Source organism: Arthrobacter sp. Y3221160, from assembly GCF_059092585.1.
This window is the reverse complement of sequence record NZ_JBNHHU010000001.1, coordinates 1,658,925-1,676,097: the sequence shown is the minus strand read 5'-3', so window position 1 is coordinate 1,676,097 and position 17,173 is coordinate 1,658,925. Positions and strand designations below refer to the sequence as shown.

The 17,173-nt window shown below is 69.5% G+C and carries 18 protein-coding genes; 8 read left to right on the top strand and 10 right to left on the bottom strand.

Features of this window, described 5'->3' with window-relative positions:
* Positions 1-23 precede the first annotated feature (23 nt).
* Positions 24-446, top strand: coding sequence for a heat shock protein transcriptional repressor HspR (locus tag AC5RWG_RS07780; RefSeq protein WP_493978112.1), 423 nt, complete (start codon positions 24-26; stop codon positions 444-446).
* An 82-nt stretch (positions 447-528) separates the two neighbouring features.
* On the opposite strand, the gene AC5RWG_RS07775 is transcribed toward AC5RWG_RS07780, so the two are convergent.
* Positions 529-1,089: a COG4315 family predicted lipoprotein gene (locus AC5RWG_RS07775; protein ID WP_494022350.1), complete on the bottom strand. Its 561-nt coding sequence runs from the start codon at positions 1,087-1,089 to the stop codon at positions 529-531.
* Positions 1,090-1,335: 246 nt separating this feature from the next.
* Here AC5RWG_RS07775 and AC5RWG_RS07770 point away from each other — a divergent pair, with 246 nt between their 5' ends.
* Positions 1,336-1,833 carry a sigma-70 family RNA polymerase sigma factor gene (locus AC5RWG_RS07770; protein ID WP_494000690.1) on the top strand — a complete coding sequence of 166 codons (498 nt, stop codon included), beginning with the start codon at positions 1,336-1,338 and terminating at the stop codon, positions 1,831-1,833.
* Positions 1,830-2,489 carry an anti-sigma factor family protein gene (locus AC5RWG_RS07765; RefSeq protein ID WP_494166716.1) on the top strand — a complete coding sequence of 220 codons (660 nt, stop codon included), beginning with the start codon at positions 1,830-1,832 and terminating at the stop codon, positions 2,487-2,489. Before AC5RWG_RS07770 ends, AC5RWG_RS07765 begins: the two co-directional genes overlap by 4 nt.
* Positions 2,490-2,526: 37 nt before the next feature.
* Here AC5RWG_RS07765 and trmB read toward each other — a convergent pair whose 3' ends face one another.
* Positions 2,527-3,438, bottom strand: a complete 912-nt coding sequence (gene trmB / locus AC5RWG_RS07760) for a tRNA (guanosine(46)-N7)-methyltransferase TrmB (RefSeq protein ID WP_494128919.1) — start codon at positions 3,436-3,438, stop codon at positions 2,527-2,529.
* Positions 3,439-3,675: 237 nt separating this feature from the next.
* Here trmB and AC5RWG_RS07755 point away from each other — a divergent pair, with 237 nt between their 5' ends.
* Together AC5RWG_RS07755 and AC5RWG_RS07750 are read left to right on the top strand one after the other, a co-directional pair.
* Entirely contained in the window at positions 3,676-5,373 is a 1,698-nt protein-coding gene (locus AC5RWG_RS07755) for a DEAD/DEAH box helicase (protein ID WP_494025320.1), read from the top strand.
* Positions 5,374-5,579: 206 nt separating this feature from the next.
* On the top strand, positions 5,580-6,011 hold the full coding sequence (locus AC5RWG_RS07750) for a YccF domain-containing protein (protein WP_494000686.1): 432 nt from the start codon (positions 5,580-5,582) through the stop codon (positions 6,009-6,011).
* A 33-nt stretch (positions 6,012-6,044) separates the two neighbouring features.
* Here the strand turns inward: AC5RWG_RS07750 and AC5RWG_RS07745 are convergent, their stop codons facing one another.
* Positions 6,045-6,515, bottom strand: a complete 471-nt coding sequence (locus tag AC5RWG_RS07745) for a pyridoxamine 5'-phosphate oxidase family protein (RefSeq protein WP_494129103.1) — start codon at positions 6,513-6,515, stop codon at positions 6,045-6,047.
* A gap of 229 nt (positions 6,516-6,744) precedes the next feature.
* Between AC5RWG_RS07745 and AC5RWG_RS07740 the strand changes: the two genes are divergently transcribed.
* Positions 6,745-7,311, top strand: coding sequence for a YceI family protein (locus AC5RWG_RS07740; protein ID WP_494166715.1), 567 nt, complete (start codon positions 6,745-6,747; stop codon positions 7,309-7,311).
* Positions 7,312-7,388: 77 nt separating this feature from the next.
* Here AC5RWG_RS07740 and AC5RWG_RS07735 read toward each other — a convergent pair whose 3' ends face one another.
* Positions 7,389-7,946, bottom strand: a complete 558-nt coding sequence (locus AC5RWG_RS07735) for a HutD/Ves family protein (RefSeq protein WP_494129104.1) — start codon at positions 7,944-7,946, stop codon at positions 7,389-7,391.
* Between the two features lie 20 nt (positions 7,947-7,966).
* Positions 7,967-8,503, bottom strand: coding sequence for a GNAT family N-acetyltransferase (locus AC5RWG_RS07730; protein WP_494012872.1), 537 nt, complete (start codon positions 8,501-8,503; stop codon positions 7,967-7,969).
* A gap of 258 nt (positions 8,504-8,761) precedes the next feature.
* Between AC5RWG_RS07730 and clpB the strand changes: the two genes are divergently transcribed.
* Entirely contained in the window at positions 8,762-11,386 is a 2,625-nt protein-coding gene (clpB, locus tag AC5RWG_RS07725) for an ATP-dependent chaperone ClpB (RefSeq protein ID WP_494073997.1), read from the top strand.
* A gap of 134 nt (positions 11,387-11,520) precedes the next feature.
* Here the strand turns inward: clpB and AC5RWG_RS07720 are convergent, their stop codons facing one another.
* Positions 11,521-12,687 (bottom strand): septum formation family protein, encoded by a 1,167-nt coding sequence (locus AC5RWG_RS07720; RefSeq protein ID WP_494166714.1) that lies wholly within the window; start codon positions 12,685-12,687, stop codon positions 11,521-11,523.
* 264 nt (positions 12,688-12,951) lie between these two features.
* Here AC5RWG_RS07720 and AC5RWG_RS07715 point away from each other — a divergent pair, with 264 nt between their 5' ends.
* Positions 12,952-13,182: a DUF3073 domain-containing protein gene (locus tag AC5RWG_RS07715; RefSeq protein ID WP_494000679.1), complete on the top strand. Its 231-nt coding sequence runs from the start codon at positions 12,952-12,954 to the stop codon at positions 13,180-13,182.
* A 154-nt stretch (positions 13,183-13,336) separates the two neighbouring features.
* Here AC5RWG_RS07715 and AC5RWG_RS07710 read toward each other — a convergent pair whose 3' ends face one another.
* The 4 genes from AC5RWG_RS07710 to AC5RWG_RS07695 form a co-directional block, all read right to left on the bottom strand.
* Complete coding sequence (locus AC5RWG_RS07710; protein WP_494012869.1) at positions 13,337-13,837, bottom strand: 2'-5' RNA ligase family protein; 501 nt, start codon at positions 13,835-13,837, stop codon at positions 13,337-13,339.
* 102 nt (positions 13,838-13,939) lie between these two features.
* Positions 13,940-15,055 carry a phosphoribosylformylglycinamidine cyclo-ligase gene (gene purM / locus AC5RWG_RS07705; RefSeq protein ID WP_494166713.1) on the bottom strand — a complete coding sequence of 372 codons (1,116 nt, stop codon included), beginning with the start codon at positions 15,053-15,055 and terminating at the stop codon, positions 13,940-13,942.
* Entirely contained in the window at positions 15,052-16,605 is a 1,554-nt protein-coding gene (gene purF / locus AC5RWG_RS07700) for an amidophosphoribosyltransferase (protein ID WP_494012867.1), read from the bottom strand. Before purF ends, purM begins: the two co-directional genes overlap by 4 nt.
* Before the next feature lie 72 nt (positions 16,606-16,677).
* Complete coding sequence (locus AC5RWG_RS07695; protein WP_494166712.1) at positions 16,678-17,166, bottom strand: hypothetical protein; 489 nt, start codon at positions 17,164-17,166, stop codon at positions 16,678-16,680.
* Positions 17,167-17,173: the final 7 nt, after the last annotated feature.

Genomic DNA, 17,173 nt, shown 5'->3' with positions numbered 1-17,173 from the left:
CGAAGCGCAGGAGGGAGAGCACCATGAGCATCGATATGAACGCGCCGATCTTCGTGATTTCGGTGGCGGCCGAACTGGCGGACATGCACCCGCAGACGCTGCGCCAGTACGACCGTCTCGGCCTGGTCTCTCCGTCGCGCCAGCGGGGCAGGCAGCGCCGCTATTCGCAGAAGGACGTGAACACCCTGCGTGAGGTCCAGAGGCTGTCCCAGGAGGGCGTCTCGCTGGAAGGGATCAAGCGCATCCTCCAGCTGGAAAACGAGGTCGCCGCGCTCAAGGCCCAGGTCCGGGACCTCTCCGAGGAACTGATGGCACGGCAGCGCCGGGGCACCGACTCCAGCCGGGTGTTCGCCGCCGGCCTCGCCGGCGACGTGGTGACGCTGGCCCGCGGCCAGCGGCCGCGTCCGCGCAGCCAGGCGCTGATGGTCTGGCGGCCGCAGCGCTGACCCGTCCGGCCGGCGCCTGTGATCGGACGCCCGCAGCTGCCGGCCCCGGGCAGGCGGCTGCGGGCAGGATGGCGGCGTGGAGCTACTTGATCATTTCGCCGTCGGGGGCGACCACAAACCAGACGTCGTTCACGCCCTGTCCGGTCGTGTCTCCCGGGGCCTTGTCCTGCGCCCAGTAGTAGATGGGCATGCCGTTCAGCGTCACCTGCTGTTGCCCGTCCGGGGTGTCGATGAGGCCCACCTCCGCGGTGACCCCGTCGAGTTCCGGCTCTTCCTCGGCCAGCACGGGCGGCCACGCGGCCAGGCAGTCGCCCGTGCAGGCGCTCTCGCCTGAGTCCGGGACATCCTTGGTGAAGTAGTAAACGGTCATGCCTTCGCCGTCCACCACGATTTCGCCCAGGTCGGATTCGGCCGTCGTGAGGGTAGAGGCGGCGCCGGATGCCTGCGCGCCGCCGGTCTCCCCGCCGTCTGTCTCCGGCGCCGCCGGCGTGGTCATTCCGGGGGCGCCCGTCGTCGGCGCCTCGCCTGCCGGCGGTGCCTCCGGGCCGGCAGGCGTTTCCGTACCCGAGCCTCCTCCGCACCCGGCGAGGCCCATCATGGCGGCGGCCAGCAGGGCTGCCGCGGCTGTCTGCGTGATTTTCATGGGGTTCCTTTTGCGGTCTCCCGGGCGGTGCCCGGAACGTCGTGCCGCGGGGCGCGCGGCCCGCTATTGGCAAAGACGCCGGCCGCACCCACAATGGTTCAACGTCGGGCGGAGTGGATCCCGCGGGCTGGATGAACCGGAACGCCGCCGCCGTCGTCGTACCCGGTAGGACGCCGCGTGGGACGCTGCACTGGGACGTCCGCCGCCGGCGGGGCGGCCGGGGCTGCCGGGAGGAAGGAGGCGGCCGTGGCATTGGACGACGAGGCCGTGGCCCGCCTCTACCGCGACCACGCCACGGCGCTGCGCCGGTTCGTGCGCGCGGCGACCTCCGACGCGGACCAGGTGGAGGACGTGGTGCAGGAGACGATCCTGCGGGTGTGGAAGCGCGGCCCGGAAACCGACAACATGCGCGGCTACCTCTACCAAACCGCCCGGCATGTCATTATCGACGGCTACCGGCGCCGCACCCGGCGGCCGGGCGAGACCGGCCTGGGCGAGGACGAGCCGGCCAGCGAAGAAGACCAGCTGGAGCGGCTCCTGCTCCGCGTGGTCATGGAGGAAGCGCTGGCACGCATCAGCCCCGAGCACCGCAACATCATCCTCGCCCTGCACTACCAGCGGCTCACGTCGTCCGAAGCCGCCCGGTCGCTGGGCATTCCGCTGGGCACGGTGAAGTCGCGGGCGTTCTACGCGGCCAAGGCCCTGCGTGCCGTACTGGACGAGATGGGGGTGGGGCAGCAGTGAATGCCAACGAGGAACAGCACCAACTGCTCGGCCTCTATGTGCTGGGCGGACTGGACCGCCGCGAACGGGCGGACTTCGAAGAACACCTGGCCTCCTGCCCCGCGTGCCGCCGGGAGGCCGCGGAGCTGGAAACGCTGCCCGATCTGCTGGACGCGCTGCCACGCGACGCCGCCTTGGAGCTGGCGGCACCGCCGCAACACGAAGTCGAGGAACGCACCCGGGAACTGGTGGACGAACTCGCCCGCCGGCGGCGGAAGGAGCGACGGCGGTGGGCCGGGTTGGTGGCGGCGGTGGCGGGCGTGTGCCTGGTCGCCGGGGCGGCCATCGGGCCGTTGCTGACCCAGCAGCAGCAGCCGCCGGCGACGGAGAGTTATGTGATGACCGCCGACGGCGGCCTGCAGCTGGAGCTGGCGCTGGTGCACAAGGCGTGGGGCACCGAGATGCAGGTAGCGGGGGAGCAGCTGCCGCGGGACGGACTACTCACCCTCTGGGTGACAGGAGACACCGGCTACACCTACCAGGTGGCCTCTTGGCAGGCGACGCCGGCGGGCCGCGCCACGCTCACCGCAGCCTGCGCCATGGCCACCGACGAGATTGTCCAGGTGGAGCTGCGCAACGGGGCGGACACAACGCTGGCGGCAGTGGTTACGGACTGAGCCCGCGGGGTCCAGTGCGGTTTAGCTCAGGCGGGGATCAGTTCCGGCGGTAGGCCAGGTCGAAGATCATCCGCCCGGCGTCGTGGGCCTTCTGCTCGAAGCTGGTCATGGTCCGGCCGTCGAAGCGGGGCGCCCAGCCGCCGTGCTCATCCATGCCTTCACCGGTGCTGGCATTTCCGGTACTGACCGGGATCTTGCCTTCGCGCACCGGGGCGCCGCCCACCACGCCTTCCACGCCGCTTTCCCAGACCTGGGTCAGCGGGCTGTCCTTGCCGGTGCGCTCGCCGGCATGCAGGTTGCGAAAGTCCGGCGAGGCGTCGGCCACCCGGCGCATCTGGATCGCGTAGTCGGACCAGTCGGTGGCCAGGCGCCAAATTCCGCCCGGCTGCAGGACGCGGGCGGCGAGGTCCGCGAAGCTCTCCTGCACCAGCCGCCGCTTGTGGTGGCGGGTCTTGTGCCACGGGTCGGGAAAGAACACCCAGAGCTCGGCGACCGAGGACTCGGGCAGCATGCTCGCGAGGGCGTCAGGCGCGTTGACCTGCGCCACCCGCACGTTGGACAGGCCGTGCTGGCCGATCCGCAGCAGGGTCTGCGCCAGCCCCGGCCGGTAGACCTCCAGGGCCAGGAAGTTCCACTCCGGGTGCTGCTCCGCCGCATGGCAGACGGCCTCCCCGAGGCCGGATCCGATCTCCACCATCAGGGGTGCCTCGCGTCCGAAGGCTGCCGCCGCGTCGAAGACATAGTCCGGGTCCACGGTGGTGTCGCCGCCGTGGCGCGGGAGGTCCACGGCGAACCTGGGGCCGTATTCGTCCCAGGCCTGCTGGCGGCGGCCCTGCAGCCGGGATCCGCGGCGCACAAAGCTGACCGGACGGGCGAGGTGGGTGGGCTGCGCGAGGCGCGCACCGTCGTCGTTCGCGGGAAAATCAGGGGTGGGGGAGTCGCTGGTCATCCCCACCAGAGTATCGCCCGTGCGCGGGCGGCCCGGACGTGCTGCTAGACTGGTGCTACTCGGAGGCGCACTTTGACGCGTTTCCCTGCGTCGATGAACGCTTTCAATTGCGCCGCCGCTTTCCGTCTAACGACGTGACCGGACAGGTCCGGGCGGTTGGCACTGTCTGATTTTTCTTCGGCGACCCTGGGCTAACCTGCCGCGGGGACACTGACCGGAAGACATTCTCACTTTCTTATGACTACTTTTGTTGCCCTTGGCGTGCCCAAGGCCCTTGCTTCGAAGCTCGCTGCCGATGGCATCGACGCCCCGTTCCCCATCCAGACCGAGACGCTGCCCGATACGCTGGCCGGCCGGGACGTGCTGGGCCGCGGCCGCACCGGCTCCGGCAAGACGCTCGCGTTCGCGCTGCCGCTGGTCGCCAGGCTGGCCGAGCGCGAGGCCGCCCATTTCCGCAAACCCGGACGCCCGCTGGGCCTGGTCTTGGCGCCGACCCGTGAGCTGGCCACCCAGCTCAATGCCACCATTGAGCCGCTGGCGTCGGAGCTGGGCCTGAACACCACGGTGATCTACGGCGGCGTCTCGCAGCAACGCCAGGAAAAGGCGCTGCGCGCCGGCGTCGACATCGTGATTGCCTGCCCGGGCCGGCTCGAAGACCTGATGAAGCAGAAGATCATCACGCTGGAATCGGTGGAAATCACCGTCCTGGACGAGGCCGACCACATGGCCGACCTGGGCTTCCTGCCCGTGGTGAAGAAGCTGCTGGACACCACCCCGGCCGGCGGGCAGCGCATGCTGTTCTCCGCGACCCTGGACAACGGCGTTGACAAGCTGGTGCAGCGTTACCTGTCCAGCCCGCTGACTCACTCCGTGGACGACCCGCAGGCCGCGGTCACCACCATGGAACACCATGTGCTCGTAACCCGCGATGCCTCCGAAAAGAAGCAGGTGCTCAACCGGCTGGCCGCCGGAGCCGGGCGCCGCGTGCTGTTCACCCGCACCAAGCACCACGCCCGGAAGCTGGCCAAGGCCCTCACCGCCGCCGGCATCCCGGCGGTGGACCTGCACGGCAACCTGTCGCAGAACGCCCGCGACCGCAACCTCGCCGAGTTCTCCTCCGGCCATGTGCGCGTGCTGGTCGCCACGGACGTGGCCGCCCGCGGCGTGCACGTGGACGAGGTGGAACTGGTGATCCACGTGGATCCGCCCACCGAACACAAGGCGTACCTGCACCGTTCCGGCCGTACCGCCCGCGCCGGTTCCGACGGCACCGTCGTGACCCTGGCGCTGCCGGAACAACGGCTGGAAGTCGGCAAGCTGATGAAGGCGGCCGGCGTGGACGTAGCCTTCGAAAGCGTCACCGCGTCCTCGGACCTGCTGGTGAAACTGGTGGGCGAGGTGGCCGCACCGGTCGATCCGCAGTTGCGGGCCCAGCAGCAGGCAGCGAACCTGCCGCAGCACGGCGGCGGCACTTCCACCGGCGCCAACGCCCAGCGCAAGCGGGCCATGCGGTCTGGCGGCCGCGGCGGACGGACCCGCTCCGGTGAAGCCCGCCAGGCCTCCGGCGCCGCACGCGCCGGCGGTCCGGAGAGCGGCCAGCGCCAGCCGGCCCGCGGCGAAAACCGCGGCCAGGCCGGCCGGGACGTTGCGGCCCGCAGCCACGGCAGCCACCGCAGCGCCGCCGGGGCGGATACCGCCGGGCGCCGCGGCCAGTCGGGCACCGCGGCAGGCGGCCGCAGTGCGGGGCCGGCGCGTTCCGGCGGCCCGGCCCGGTCGGGCGGCGCGCCGCGCACCGCCGGCGGTCCGCAGCGCTCTACGGCCGGCGGCACCCGCCCGGTCTTCCGGTCGGAGACTCCGGCTTCCGAGCGTCCGGCCCGCCGCGGCCCGCGCCGCGCCACGGCGCCGGCTTCGCAGGAAAAGCGCCGGACCAGCTAGGCCGGGCGCAGAGCCGAAGGCCGCAGGGCGGCCCCTCCGTACGGAAGGGGCCGCCCTGCGGCCTTTAATTTTCGACAGGGAAGTTTCGTCGTGCCGGGGGCCGCGCTGCGATGCTCCACCGACGACCCGCGCCCCAACGGCAGATCGGGGGACACTCAGGGACGTCCCGTATGGCGGCCGAGCGCGTCCGTGGCCAGAATGGTGGGATGAAGGCACTCCTGAACGTCATCTGGCTCCTGTTCGGCGGCATCTGGCTGGCGCTGGGCTACTTCCTGGCCGGCATCGTCTGCTGCCTGCTGATCGTGACGATCCCGTTCGGCATTGCGTCGTTCCGCATCGCGGGCTACGCGCTGTGGCCGTTCGGCCGCATGGTGGTGGACCGCGGCGGGCGCACCTACTTTATGTCCACGCTGGGAAACATCATTTGGCTGCTGGTCGCCGGCATCTGGATCGCGATCGGGCATGTGCTGACGGCGGTGGCGCAGGCGATCACCATCATCGGCATCCCGCTGGCGATCGCCAACCTCAAGATGATTCCGGTGTCCCTGACGCCGCTGGGCAAACAGATCGTGCCCACCGACCGGGCGTTCCCGGGCTACATTCCCGGCTATCAGCCGGGACCCGTCACCTGGCGCTGACCCGTCGGTGCGGCCGGCCGGCCATGCGGGCGGCTACTCGATCTGCAGCCGGCGGCTGTCGCTGAGCCCCGGCGTGCGGCGGGCCGATGCCGGCACCACAAAACGCCGTCCGGTGACCACCGTGGGAACGATGCGGACGAAATGGTTCTTTTCGCCCGACTGCCAGGGGAACAGCGGCAGCATTGCCGATTCCAGGACGTCCTCAATGCTGCTCATCCGCTGGGCGCTGCCGCGCGCGACGGCGCTCCAGGCGACGCCGGTGGCCGGATCGAAGCCGTCCACCTCCAAAACCACTTCGCCGGCGAGGGCGGCGTCGAGCTTGGTTCCCGGGGCGGAGCGGAACACGATGCTGCCGTGATCCACAACGTAATTGACCGGAAAGATCTCCGGGTGGGAATCGACGACGACTCCGAGCCGGCCGAAGTCAGCGCTGCGGAACAATTTCCAGCAATCGGCCACAGGCAGCTGTGTCGTCGATGAAGGCATCTCGTTCGCGGTGGTCATGGCATCAGTCTATTGACCGCTGACAGGCTGGGATAGGGCGCGGATTCCGCCGGTCGGATGCCGCTGCGGGTCGCCGGGGCGGCCCCGGAATTCAGGCGCCCAGGTGGTGCACTGCGTCCCATTATGTGTTGGAATTACCACACGAGCCGCATGCGGCTGAAGGAGACGGCCGGGCGCATCCATCTGGCTTTGGGGAAGGCAGTGCCTGTGCCAGAGGAGGAGCGCTGCCATGTCCGAACTATCTCCTGATCTGTCCGGGGAGTGGCGGTTCGACCCGGCCCATACCCGGATCGGATTTTCCACCCGCCATGCCATGGTGACCAAAGTCCGGGGCGCGTTCAACGACGTGGAAGGCATCATCCAGGCCGACGCGGACAACCCGGCCAACTCGTCCGTCAAGGTCACGATCAAGGTCGCCAGCATTGATACCCGCAGCCCGCAACGCGACGAGCATCTGCGCACGAACGACTTCTTCGATGCGCCGAACTATCCGGAGATTACGTTCGTCAGCACCCGCATCGATCAGGTGGAAAGCGCAAACTTCATTGTGAACGGCGACCTGACCATCCGCGGCATCACCAAGCAGGTTGCGGTTCCGATCGACTTCATCGGCGTGGAGCGGGACCCGGGCGGGCAGCTCCGGGCGGGCTTTGAGGGCTCCCGGCGCATTGACCGGCAGGAGTTCGGGGTCAAATGGAACACGGCCCTGGACTCGGGCGGCATGCTCGTGTCGGACCGCGTGATGCTGGAGTTCGAGGTCTCCGCGGTCAAGGTCGAGGACGCCGCCGCGCAGTAGGGAACCGGCGCAATAAGGAGCCGGCTCCGGAGGCCCGGCCGCCCTCAAGGCCCGGCCGCCCTCAGGGCCCGGCCGCCTCAGTCCCCGGCGGGATAGACCGACACCAGTGCCGCGAACCCGCGGCCGCTGACCTCGGCCGCGACCGAGCCGACCACGGCGTCGTAGGGATGCAGCGGCTGGGCGGTGTCGCCAGCCGTCGCCTGTGCCTGGCCCTGCAGCAGCACCAGGTACTGCCCGTCCGACAGCCGCAGCGGCTGTTTCTTCGAGAGCTCGACGATCAGCAGGCCGGCGCCCCAGGCCCCGCGGCGGGTCATGACGTTCAGCGCGCGGCACGGCCCGGTGGGCAGGCTGCAGTCCGCGCTGCTCCCGCCGTCGAACCGGAACGGGCGGTAGCGTTCCATCCGGTGCTGGCTGCCGTCCACGGTCAGGAAGGCGACGTCACCGTCCACAACGGTGAATATTCGGTCCACGCCCGGATATTCGGAGAAGCTGCCGTCCGAGCTGATGTCCGCCAGGCTTAACCGCCAACCGGGGAGCCCGTCCGTGCCGAGGTCACCGGCCGCCAGTTCCCTGGTGACGCCGCCGCCGTTCCGCCACCGCTGTTCCTTGAGCGCGGCTGCGCGAATGATCTCCACTGGGACTCCTTGACCGGATGTTATAGCTGCCGGTCCCAGTTCAGCACATAGGCGTCCTGGTAGCCGTCCGGGCCGCTGACCGCCGCGGCCTCGTTCCGTTCGAACCCCAGCGACGTGACGATGCGCCGGGACGCGGTGTTGGCCGGATGGACCAGCGCCAGGATCGGCGGCAGTTCCAAAAACTCGTTGACATGGGCGACGACGGCGGCCACCGCCTCGCGCCCGTAACCGCGGTGCCACACGGCGGGGTCGAAACGGTAGTAGAGATTCAGCACCGGGCGGCCGGACAGCGCCACGTGCTTGACGCCGGCAAAGCCGATGGCGTCTTCGCGGCCGGGCAGGCGGACGGCGAAGTAGCCCACGCCGTGGTCCTCCCACTGCCTTTCCCAGCGCTGGAACAGGCCCTCGGCTTCCTCGTTCCAGATGAGCGCGTCGGAAGGATTGAACCGCGTGGTGCGCCGGTCGGAGAGGATCCGGAACATGGCACTGATGTCCTCCGGCGTCGGCTGGTTCAGCAGCAGCCGGGCAGTTTCCAACATGGTTTCCGTCAGGGCCACCTCCGTCCGCCTCCTGCACGTCCCCGCTACAGCCTATTCGCCGGACGCCCTTCCGGGCAGGGGCGCCGGGGCGACAAGATGGAGGCGGGCAAGGACGCTTCGGTGGCGGGGGAGCAGAGCTCCGGAAGGCGGTGAGCCGCGCTCCGCAGCCTGTGGATAACTTTACATTCAAAGTTGAGTGGACTACACTCAACTTAGTTTCAGGGCCGGCACTAACGGGGCTGGCCAGATCCATTCCGGAGCGAACGGAGAGATGCGTTGGACGCTAAATTCACCACCAAAAGCCAGGAAGCGCTGTCGGCCGCGGCGATGAACGCCTCGACGGCGGGCAATCCGCAGATCGAGCCCGCCCACCTGCTCAAGGCCCTGATGGACCAGCGCGACGGCGTGGCCGTAGCCGTGCTGAAGTCCGCCGGGGCCGATCCGGACTCGGTGAGTGTTCAGGCGAGCACCGCGATCAAGGCCCTGCCGTCGTCGTCGGGATCCTCCGTGGCGCAGGCGCAGTACTCCCGGGGCCTGCTCCAAGCGGTCCAGATCGCCCGGCAGGAGTCGGAAAAGTGGGGGGACACCTACGTGTCCACGGAATTTCTGCTGCTGGGCCTCGCGGCGGACAACGCCGCCGTCGGGAAGATCCTGCGCGACGCCGGTGCCTCCCACGAAGCACTCTTCGCCGCCCTGCCCGGCCTGCGCGGAGACCGGAAGGTCACCACCGCCGATCCGGAGAACACGTTTCAGGCGCTGGAGAAGTTCGGCACCGACCTGACCGCCATCGCCCGCGCCGGGAAGCTGGACCCGGTGATCGGCCGGGATGCGGAAATCCGCCGCGTGGTCCAGGTGCTCTCGCGCCGCACCAAGAACAATCCCGTGCTGATCGGCGAACCCGGGGTCGGCAAGACCGCCGTGGTGGAGGGCCTGGCCCAGCGGATGGTGGCCGGCGACGTGCCTGAATCGCTGCGCGGCAAGACGCTGATGTCGCTGGACCTCGCGGCGATGGTGGCCGGCGCCAAGTACCGGGGCGAGTTCGAGGAACGGCTGAAGGCCGTGCTGGAAGAGATCAAGAGCTCGGACGGGCAGATCGTCACCTTCATCGACGAGTTGCATACCGTCGTCGGCGCGGGGGCCTCCGAAGGCTCGATGGACGCCGGCAACATGCTCAAGCCGATGCTCGCCCGCGGCGAACTGCGGCTGATCGGCGCCACCACGCTGGACGAGTACCGCGAGAACATCGAGAAGGATCCGGCGCTGGAGCGGCGCTTCCAGCAGGTCTACGTGGGGGAGCCGAGCGTCGAGGACACCATCGGCATCCTGCGCGGACTCAAGGAGCGTTACGAGGCGCACCACAAGGTATCGATCGGGGACTCCGCGCTGGTGGCCGCCGCGACGCTGTCCAACCGCTACATCTCGGGCCGGCAGCTGCCGGACAAGGCCATCGACCTGGTGGACGAGGCCGCCTCCCGGCTGCGGATGGAGATCGATTCGGCGCCCGAGGAGATCGACCAGCTGCGCCGCGCCGTCGACCGGCTCACCATGGAAGAACTGGCGCTGGCCAACGAGACCGACGCGGCCTCGCGGGAACGGCTGGAAGCGCTGCGTGCCGACATGGCAGACAAGAAGGAGCAGCTGGCGGCTTTGAACACCCGGTGGGAGGCGGAGAAGGCCGGGCTGAACCGCGTGGGCGACCTGAAGGCCAAGCTGGACGAGCTGCGCTCGCAGGCCGACAAGTCCCAGCGCGAGGGCGATCTGGCCGAGGCATCCCGGATCCTGTACGGGGAAATCCCGACGCTGGAAAAGGAGCTGGCCCAGGCGCAGGCCGCCGAGGAACAGGGCGGCGCGGGGCGGGACCAGATGGTCTCCGAGGAGGTGACCGCCGACGACATCGCCGAGGTCATCTCCGCGTGGACCGGCATCCCGGCCGGCCGCATGCTGCAGGGCGAAAGCCAGAAGCTGCTGCAGATGGAGGAGCACATCGGCTCACGGCTGATCGGCCAGTCCAAGGCGGTTGCCTCGGTCGCGGACGCGGTACGGCGCGCCCGGGCGGGCATCAGCGACCCGGACCGGCCCACCGGCTCGTTCCTCTTCCTGGGTCCCACCGGCGTCGGCAAGACCGAGCTGGCCAAGGCGCTGGCGGACTTCTTGTTCGACGACGAACGGGCCATGGTCCGGATCGACATGAGCGAGTACTCGGAAAAGCACTCCGTGTCGCGCCTGGTCGGCGCCCCTCCGGGGTACGTGGGCTACGAAGAAGGCGGCCAGTTGACCGAGGCCGTCCGCCGCCGTCCCTACTCCGTCGTGCTGCTGGACGAGGTGGAGAAGGCCCATCCCGAGGCCTTCGACATCCTCCTGCAGGTGCTCGACGACGGACGCCTCACCGACGGGCAGGGCCGCACCGTGGACTTCCGCAACGTGATCCTGGTGCTGACCTCAAACCTCGGCTCGCAGTTCCTCGTGGACCAGACCATGGACGCAGACACGAAGCGCGAAGCGGTCCTGAACGTGGTGAACGCCAGCTTCAAGCCGGAGTTCCTCAACCGGCTGGACGACGTGATCATCTTCGACCCGCTGAGCATCGAAGAACTCTCCCGGATCGTGGATCTGCAGGTGGCGGCGCTGGCTGCGCGGCTGGCCGAACGCCGGCTGACCCTCAAGGTCACGGACGCCGCCCGCGAGTGGCTGGCCCTGACCGGCTTCGATCCCGCCTACGGCGCCCGGCCGCTGCGCCGGCTGGTCCAGCGCGAGATCGGCGACAAGCTGGCCCGCGGCCTGCTCGCGGGCGCGATCAGCGACGGCGACACCGTGCTGGTGGATGTGCCGGAGCTCGACGTCGACGGCGGGGCCGGCGGGCTGATCGTGCAGTCGAAGGTGGGGGCGGTCCGGGGCGGCTGACCTGAGCGGCCCGGCCGGGTCGCGGAAGAAGTCCTGCGGCCCCGCCACGGCGGCCCCGCCACGGCGGCCCCGCCACGGCGGCCCCGCCACGGCGGCCCCGCCACGGCGGGACCGCCGGACTGTTCCGTGCCGGGTTACAGGTCGACCAGCGACCCGGTGATCTCCTGGCCCTCCTCGGCGATCTTGAAGCAGTCGATCCGGCGGTCGCCCTGCGCCCACGTCTCCTTCGACGGCATGCCGTAGGAGTCCCTGAGATCCGGCTGGTCGGCCGCGGAGTCGTTGAGGGCAACGGCCGTGCAGACCTCCTGGGCCTTGATGTTCAGTTCGTCGGCGCCCGGGAATTCTTCGTCGTCCCCGTAGGAGAAGGTGCCCACCAGTTGCGCCTCGTGCGGCGTGTCGCAGGTGACGACGGTTGCTTCACGCATGACGGCCTCGAAGTCGGTGAAGCACTGGCCCTGCTGGAAATCGAACGGCGAGACGTTCTCCGCGACGACGCCGTCCCCGTTGGGCGTCTCTGCGGCGGTCTGCGACGACGCCGGACTGGCCGCCCCGCCGGCAGGGGAGCCGCTGGTCAGGCTAGACACGATCATGGCGATAATCACGATGGCCACAATGACGACCGCGCCGATGATGACCAGCGGCTTCCAGTCCATTTTCCGGGCCGGGCCCGCGGCGGGACCGCCGGACGCTTCGTCACTGGCGCCGCCGCGGCGCAGGCCGTCGGCGGCGGTGGAGTACCACTTTTTCTCCGGCGCGGAGCCGTCGGTGCCGGGCGGCGCGGGCTCCCAGGCCGACGGCGGGACGGCTGCAGCCGGCGATGCCGGCGCCCCGGTCGCGGCACCGGCCCCGGGGGCGGGGTTGCGGGCCGCGTCGGGCTTCGAGGTTTCCGGTGTGCCCGTGACGGCGGTGGCCCCGCGGGCGGGGTGAGGCGAGTCGGGCTTCGAGGCTTCCTCCGCTGTCCGGTCGCCTGCCGGGGCGTCGCCCGCCGGGCCCTGGTCGCCGGCGGGCGCCCCCGCGGGTGCGGTGCCGCGGGCCTTGACGGCGCGGTCCTCCCGGGTGCCGCCCACCAGTTGGCCGGCGGCATCGGCTTCCTTCTCCACCTCTTCGGCTTCGGCGGCAGCTTTGGCCAGGTCGGCCTCGGCCGCGGCATCCTCGCTGATGCTCGCCTGCCCCAGGGTTGGCTCGGCCAGCTCCACCTCATCCGCGCTGACGTGCAGGCTGGGGCCGGGTACCTCGAGGCTCTCGGGGCGCTCCAGCGGAGGCCTCCCGTCGTCGTCAGGCCGCTTGTCCTGTTCGCTCATGGGGAAACTTGCCTTCCGTGCGTGTTGTCTTCCGGGAGAACGGGAGAACCGGTCCACGATGACTTTAGCCAACATTCCCGCGTTGCTGCACGATTTAGTCCTTTCGGGGGCCGGGAGGCCCCCCTCGCGGCCACGGTTCGCCTGCCACGAGCGGTCGTGAAAACCATGTACCCTATAGGTACGACAGAATTGATCAATTATTCCGGGACCTCGTGCGCCAGTCGTGCGACCACTTCCGGATCGACGTACAAAGGGGGTCACGCCATGGGGCGCGGCCGTCAGAAGGCAAAAGCAACCAGGCAGGCCCGGGACATGAAGTATTTCAGCCCGGCCACTGACCTGACTGCACTCCAGCGCGAACTCGGCGCTGCGAAACGCCATAACTCCGACACGTTTTCCGAGGAGCCATATGAGCCGGACTACTCGGACTACGTGGACAAGTACGCAGATCAGTACGACGACGACGAAGACCACGGCAGCCGCAACGTAGGTTAGCCGGCTTCGGTCGTTTCTTCCCGGACGGGATCACGCACCAGCCTCACCCTCCTGCACCCTCTCGGGGTCTCCAGCGGGGGCGCATGGCCTGCGCGGAAGTGCCTGCAGCAGGGGCGCCTGGCGTGCGCGGAAGTGCCTGCCCGGACTCCCGAACTCAGGTGCCGGACTGCTGTGGTTCCGGGGCGTCCGCCAGGGGCCACACCTCGATCACCCGGCGATGCCTCGGGTCTCCGTCAGGACGCATGTCCACCAGGGCCGCCTGGCCCACATGGACGGTGTCGCCGGCGTGGAGGCGGCCTTCCGCCTGATGGCTGACGTGCGGCCGGAAATGCCGGCGGGTATGGTGCGGACTCAGCACATGGGAATCCTCGCCGAGTGCGTCCAGCACGCCTTCGTGCAGCAACTGCAACCGTGGTTCCGGCTGTACCAGCGAGACGGGGACGGAACCGTTCCGGCCGAAAAAGTCGTCGGCGCCGATACGCACGTCAAACCCCGGTCGTCCGGCGAGAGCCCGGCCGACGCGCCAACCCACGGCCTCGGCCGGCCCCCGGGTATCGAAGCGGGCCAGCGTGATGTGCAGCGGCCACCGGCTGCGCGGGAACGTGTAGCCGGCGCTCACCGGCCTGACGAACGCCACCACCACGTACGCACCCATCCGTCCAGTGTGCCACCCTGACCGGACGGCCGGTATGCCGGACAAAACCGCCCCCGCACCGTCGCGTTCGCGGTGCGGGGGCGGTCCGGTGTCCGGGCGGGCCTAGGCGTAGGAGTTCACCAGGTGGACGGCACCGCCGTCGACGCCCTTGGCGCCCTGGACATAATCGATGCCGCCCAGGGACGGGTCGGCGGGACCGACCTGGCCCATCACCCAGGCTGGCACGCCGCGCTCATTCAGGCGCTGCAGGGCGGCATCGGCACCGGCGCGGTCCACAATGGCAACCATGCCGACGCCGAGGTTCAGCGTCCGTTCCAGGTCCGCCTGCGGGACGTTGCCCAGTTCGCCGATGAGCTTGAAAATGGCCGGCAGCTCCCAGGTGGAACGGTCCACGGTGGCCATGAGTCCCTGCGGCAGCACGCGCGCGAGGTTCGCAGCCAGGCCGCCGCCGGTGACATGGCTGAAGCCGTGGACGCCGGCTGCTTGGTAGCGTGCCAGATCCAGGCAGTCCGCCGCGTAGACGCGGGTGGGCTCCAGGAGTTCCTCGCCCAGTGTCCTGCCGAATTCGCTGACCTGGCGGTCCAGCGCCCAGCCGGCATGGTTGATCACCCGGCGGACCAGGGAATACCCGTTGGAATGGAGGCCCGAGGAGGCCATGCCGATGACGACGTCCCCGTCCTTGACCCGTTCCGGGCCCAGCAGGTCGTCGGCCTCGACCAGGCCGGTGGCGGCGCCGGCAACGTCGTATTCGTGTTCGCCCAGCAGGCCGGGGTGCTCGGCGGTCTCCCCGCCCACCAGCGCGGTGCCGGCCACCTCGCAGGCGGCGGCGATGCCGCGCACGATGTCGGCGATCCGCTCCGGGACCACCTTGCCGCAGGCGATGTAGTCGGTCATGAACAGCGGTTCCGCCCCGACCACCACGATGTCGTCCACCACCATGCCGACCAGGTCGAAGCCGATGGTGTCGTGGATGTCCATGGCCTGGGCGATGGCGACCTTGGTGCCCACTCCGTCGGTGGAGGTGGCCAGCAGGGGCTTGCGGTACTTCAGCAGTGCCGAAACGTCGTACAGGCCGGCGAAACCGCCGACCCCGCCGATGACGTTGGCGTTGTGAGTGGCCTTGATGGCCCCCTTCATCAGCTCGACGGCCTTGTCGCCGGCCTCTACGTCGACGCCGGCGCTGGCGTAGGTGATCTGGCCCTGTTCGGGGGAGGTCATACTCGCTCTTTCTTGTCGTCGGCGGTCAGGAGCTTCTCCAGGTCCGAATCCGGCCCGGGGTCGCACGAGCCGTGTTCCTGGTCCGCCTCGCCGCGTTCCAGCAGGTTCTTGCCCAGGCGGTCGGCGGTGGGCAGTTCGATCGGGTACTCGCCCGTGAAGCACGCGGTGCACAGCCGCTCGCGCGGCTGTTCGGTCGCCTCGATCATGCCCTCTTCGGAGATGTAGCCCAGGCTGTCGGCGCCGAGCGACGCCCTGACATCTTCGACGCCGATGCCGTTCGCGATGAGCTCGGCCCGGCTGGCGAAGTCGATGCCGTAGAAGCACGGCCACTTGATGGGCGGAGAGGAGATGCGCACATGCACCTCGGCCGCACCGGCTTCACGGAGCATCCGGACCAGGGCACGCTGGGTGTTGCCGCGGACGATCGAATCGTCAATCACCACGAGCCGTTTGCCCTGCACCACCGACCGCAGCGGGTTCAGCTTCAACCGGATGCCGAGCTTGCGGATGGTCTGGCTGGGCTGGATGAAGGTCCGGCCCACGTAGGCGTTCTTGACCAGTCCCTGGCCGTAGGGGATGCCCGACGCCTCGGCATAGCCAATGGCGGCCGGGGTCCCGGATTCCGGCGTCGGAATCACCAGGTCGGCCTCGGCCGGGTGTTCCTTGGCCAGCTTCCGGCCCATCTCCACGCGGGCAGCGTGGATGCTGCGGCCGTTGATGGACGTGTCCGGGCGGGCCAGGTAGACGTATTCGAAGACGCAGCCGGCAGGCTTTTTCTCGGCGAAGCGCTGGGAGCGCAGGCCGTTCTCGTCGATGGCGATGAATTCGCCCGGTTCGACTTCGCGGACGAAGGATGCGCCCACGATGTCCAGCGCAGCGGTCTCGGAGGCGACCACCCAGCCGCGCTCCAGCCGGCCCAGCACCAGCGGGCGCACCCCGGCCGGGTCGCGGGCGGCGTACAGCGTGCCTTCGTCCATGAAGGTGAAGCAGAAGGCGCCGCGCAGCTTGGGCAGCAGCTCCAGCGAGCGTTCCTCGAGGGTCTGGCCCTCCTCGCCGGCCATGAGCGCGGTGACCAGCGCGGTGTCCGTGGTGTTGCCCTGGGCCAGCTCGCCGCGGTCGGGCTTGCCGAACTTCTCCAGCACCTTCTCGTACAGCTCCGCGGAGTTGGTCAGGTTGCCGTTGTGGGCCAGCGCGACGGTGCCGGTGGCGGTGGCGCCCAGCGTCGGTTGCGCATTTGCCCACGTGGAGCCGCCGGTGGTGGAGTAGCGGCAATGGCCGACGGCGATGTGCCCGCTCAGCGTGTTGAGGGTGGTCTCGTCGAAGACCTGGGACACCAGGCCCATGTCCTTGTAGACATTGATGCGTTTGCCGTCGCTGGTGGCAATACCGGCGGACTCCTGTCCGCGGTGCTGCAGGGCGTACAGGCCGTAGTAGGTAAGTTTTGCTACTTCTTCGCCGGGTGCCCAGACGCCGAAAACGCCACAGGCGTCCTGAGGTCCCTTTTCGCCGGGAAGAAGTTCATGGGAGAGTTTTCCGTCACCGCGTGCCACCCGCCCATTCTCTCATGCGCCCGGCGCGCGGCCGCACCGGGGTGACGGGGATTACGGGGGCCCGCCGGCAGGTTACGCCTGGCGTTCGCCTTCGGTTCCGCCCCCGGTTTCGCCCCCGGTTGCGCCCTCGGTTCCGGCCCCGGTTTCGCGGTCCCGTTCGCGGGTGACGGGGGTGCTCCCGTCCCGATCGCGGGGCGTCTCCGGGACGTCGGCGGGGCCCGGATCCGCAGCCGGGTCCGCGGAGTCTTCCTGCCCGGGTTCGGCAACTGCCGTCAGGTGCTTCGCGCGTTTGACGCTGGCCCGGTCGATGAGCAGGAACAGCAACGATCCCACCAGGATGCCGGCCAAGCCGAACAGCACGGCCAGGAAGGCAAAAACGGTGCCGCGGGTGAACTCCGCGTTCTCCGGCCCGGTGTAGGCGGACACGGCGGCCAGCACGACGCCCAGCACGGCCCAGACGGCGATGAAGGGCGCATACTTCGGCGCCCGGCGAACGGTGACGTCGCGGCGCTCCGGCTCGATGGGTCTGCGGTCGCGAGCCGGTTCTTGCTCAGAAGTCATACGTTCC

What these genes read in the sequence shown, in the direction of transcription:
- AC5RWG_RS07695 (WP_494166712.1), bottom strand. Translation starts at nt 17,166, where the DNA reads ATGACTTCTGAGCAAGAACCGGCTCGCGACCGCAGACCCATCGAGCCG.
- AC5RWG_RS07710 (WP_494012869.1), bottom strand. Translation starts at nt 13,837, where the DNA reads ATGGGTGCGTACGTGGTGGTGGCGTTCGTCAGGCCGGTGAGCGCCGGC.
- AC5RWG_RS07720 (WP_494166714.1), bottom strand. Translation starts at nt 12,687, where the DNA reads ATGAGCGAACAGGACAAGCGGCCTGACGACGACGGGAGGCCTCCGCTG.
- AC5RWG_RS07775 (WP_494022350.1), bottom strand. Translation starts at nt 1,089, where the DNA reads ATGAAAATCACGCAGACAGCCGCGGCAGCCCTGCTGGCCGCCGCCATG.
- AC5RWG_RS07740 (WP_494166715.1), top strand. Translation starts at nt 6,745, where the DNA reads ATGTCCGAACTATCTCCTGATCTGTCCGGGGAGTGGCGGTTCGACCCG.
- AC5RWG_RS07755 (WP_494025320.1), top strand. Translation starts at nt 3,676, where the DNA reads ATGACTACTTTTGTTGCCCTTGGCGTGCCCAAGGCCCTTGCTTCGAAG.
- trmB (WP_494128919.1), bottom strand. Translation starts at nt 3,438, where the DNA reads ATGACCAGCGACTCCCCCACCCCTGATTTTCCCGCGAACGACGACGGT.
- AC5RWG_RS07750 (WP_494000686.1), top strand. Translation starts at nt 5,580, where the DNA reads ATGAAGGCACTCCTGAACGTCATCTGGCTCCTGTTCGGCGGCATCTGG.
- AC5RWG_RS07715 (WP_494000679.1), top strand. Translation starts at nt 12,952, where the DNA reads ATGGGGCGCGGCCGTCAGAAGGCAAAAGCAACCAGGCAGGCCCGGGAC.
- AC5RWG_RS07780 (WP_493978112.1), top strand. Translation starts at nt 24, where the DNA reads ATGAGCATCGATATGAACGCGCCGATCTTCGTGATTTCGGTGGCGGCC.
- purM (WP_494166713.1), bottom strand. Translation starts at nt 15,055, where the DNA reads ATGACCTCCCCCGAACAGGGCCAGATCACCTACGCCAGCGCCGGCGTC.
- AC5RWG_RS07745 (WP_494129103.1), bottom strand. Translation starts at nt 6,515, where the DNA reads ATGACCACCGCGAACGAGATGCCTTCATCGACGACACAGCTGCCTGTG.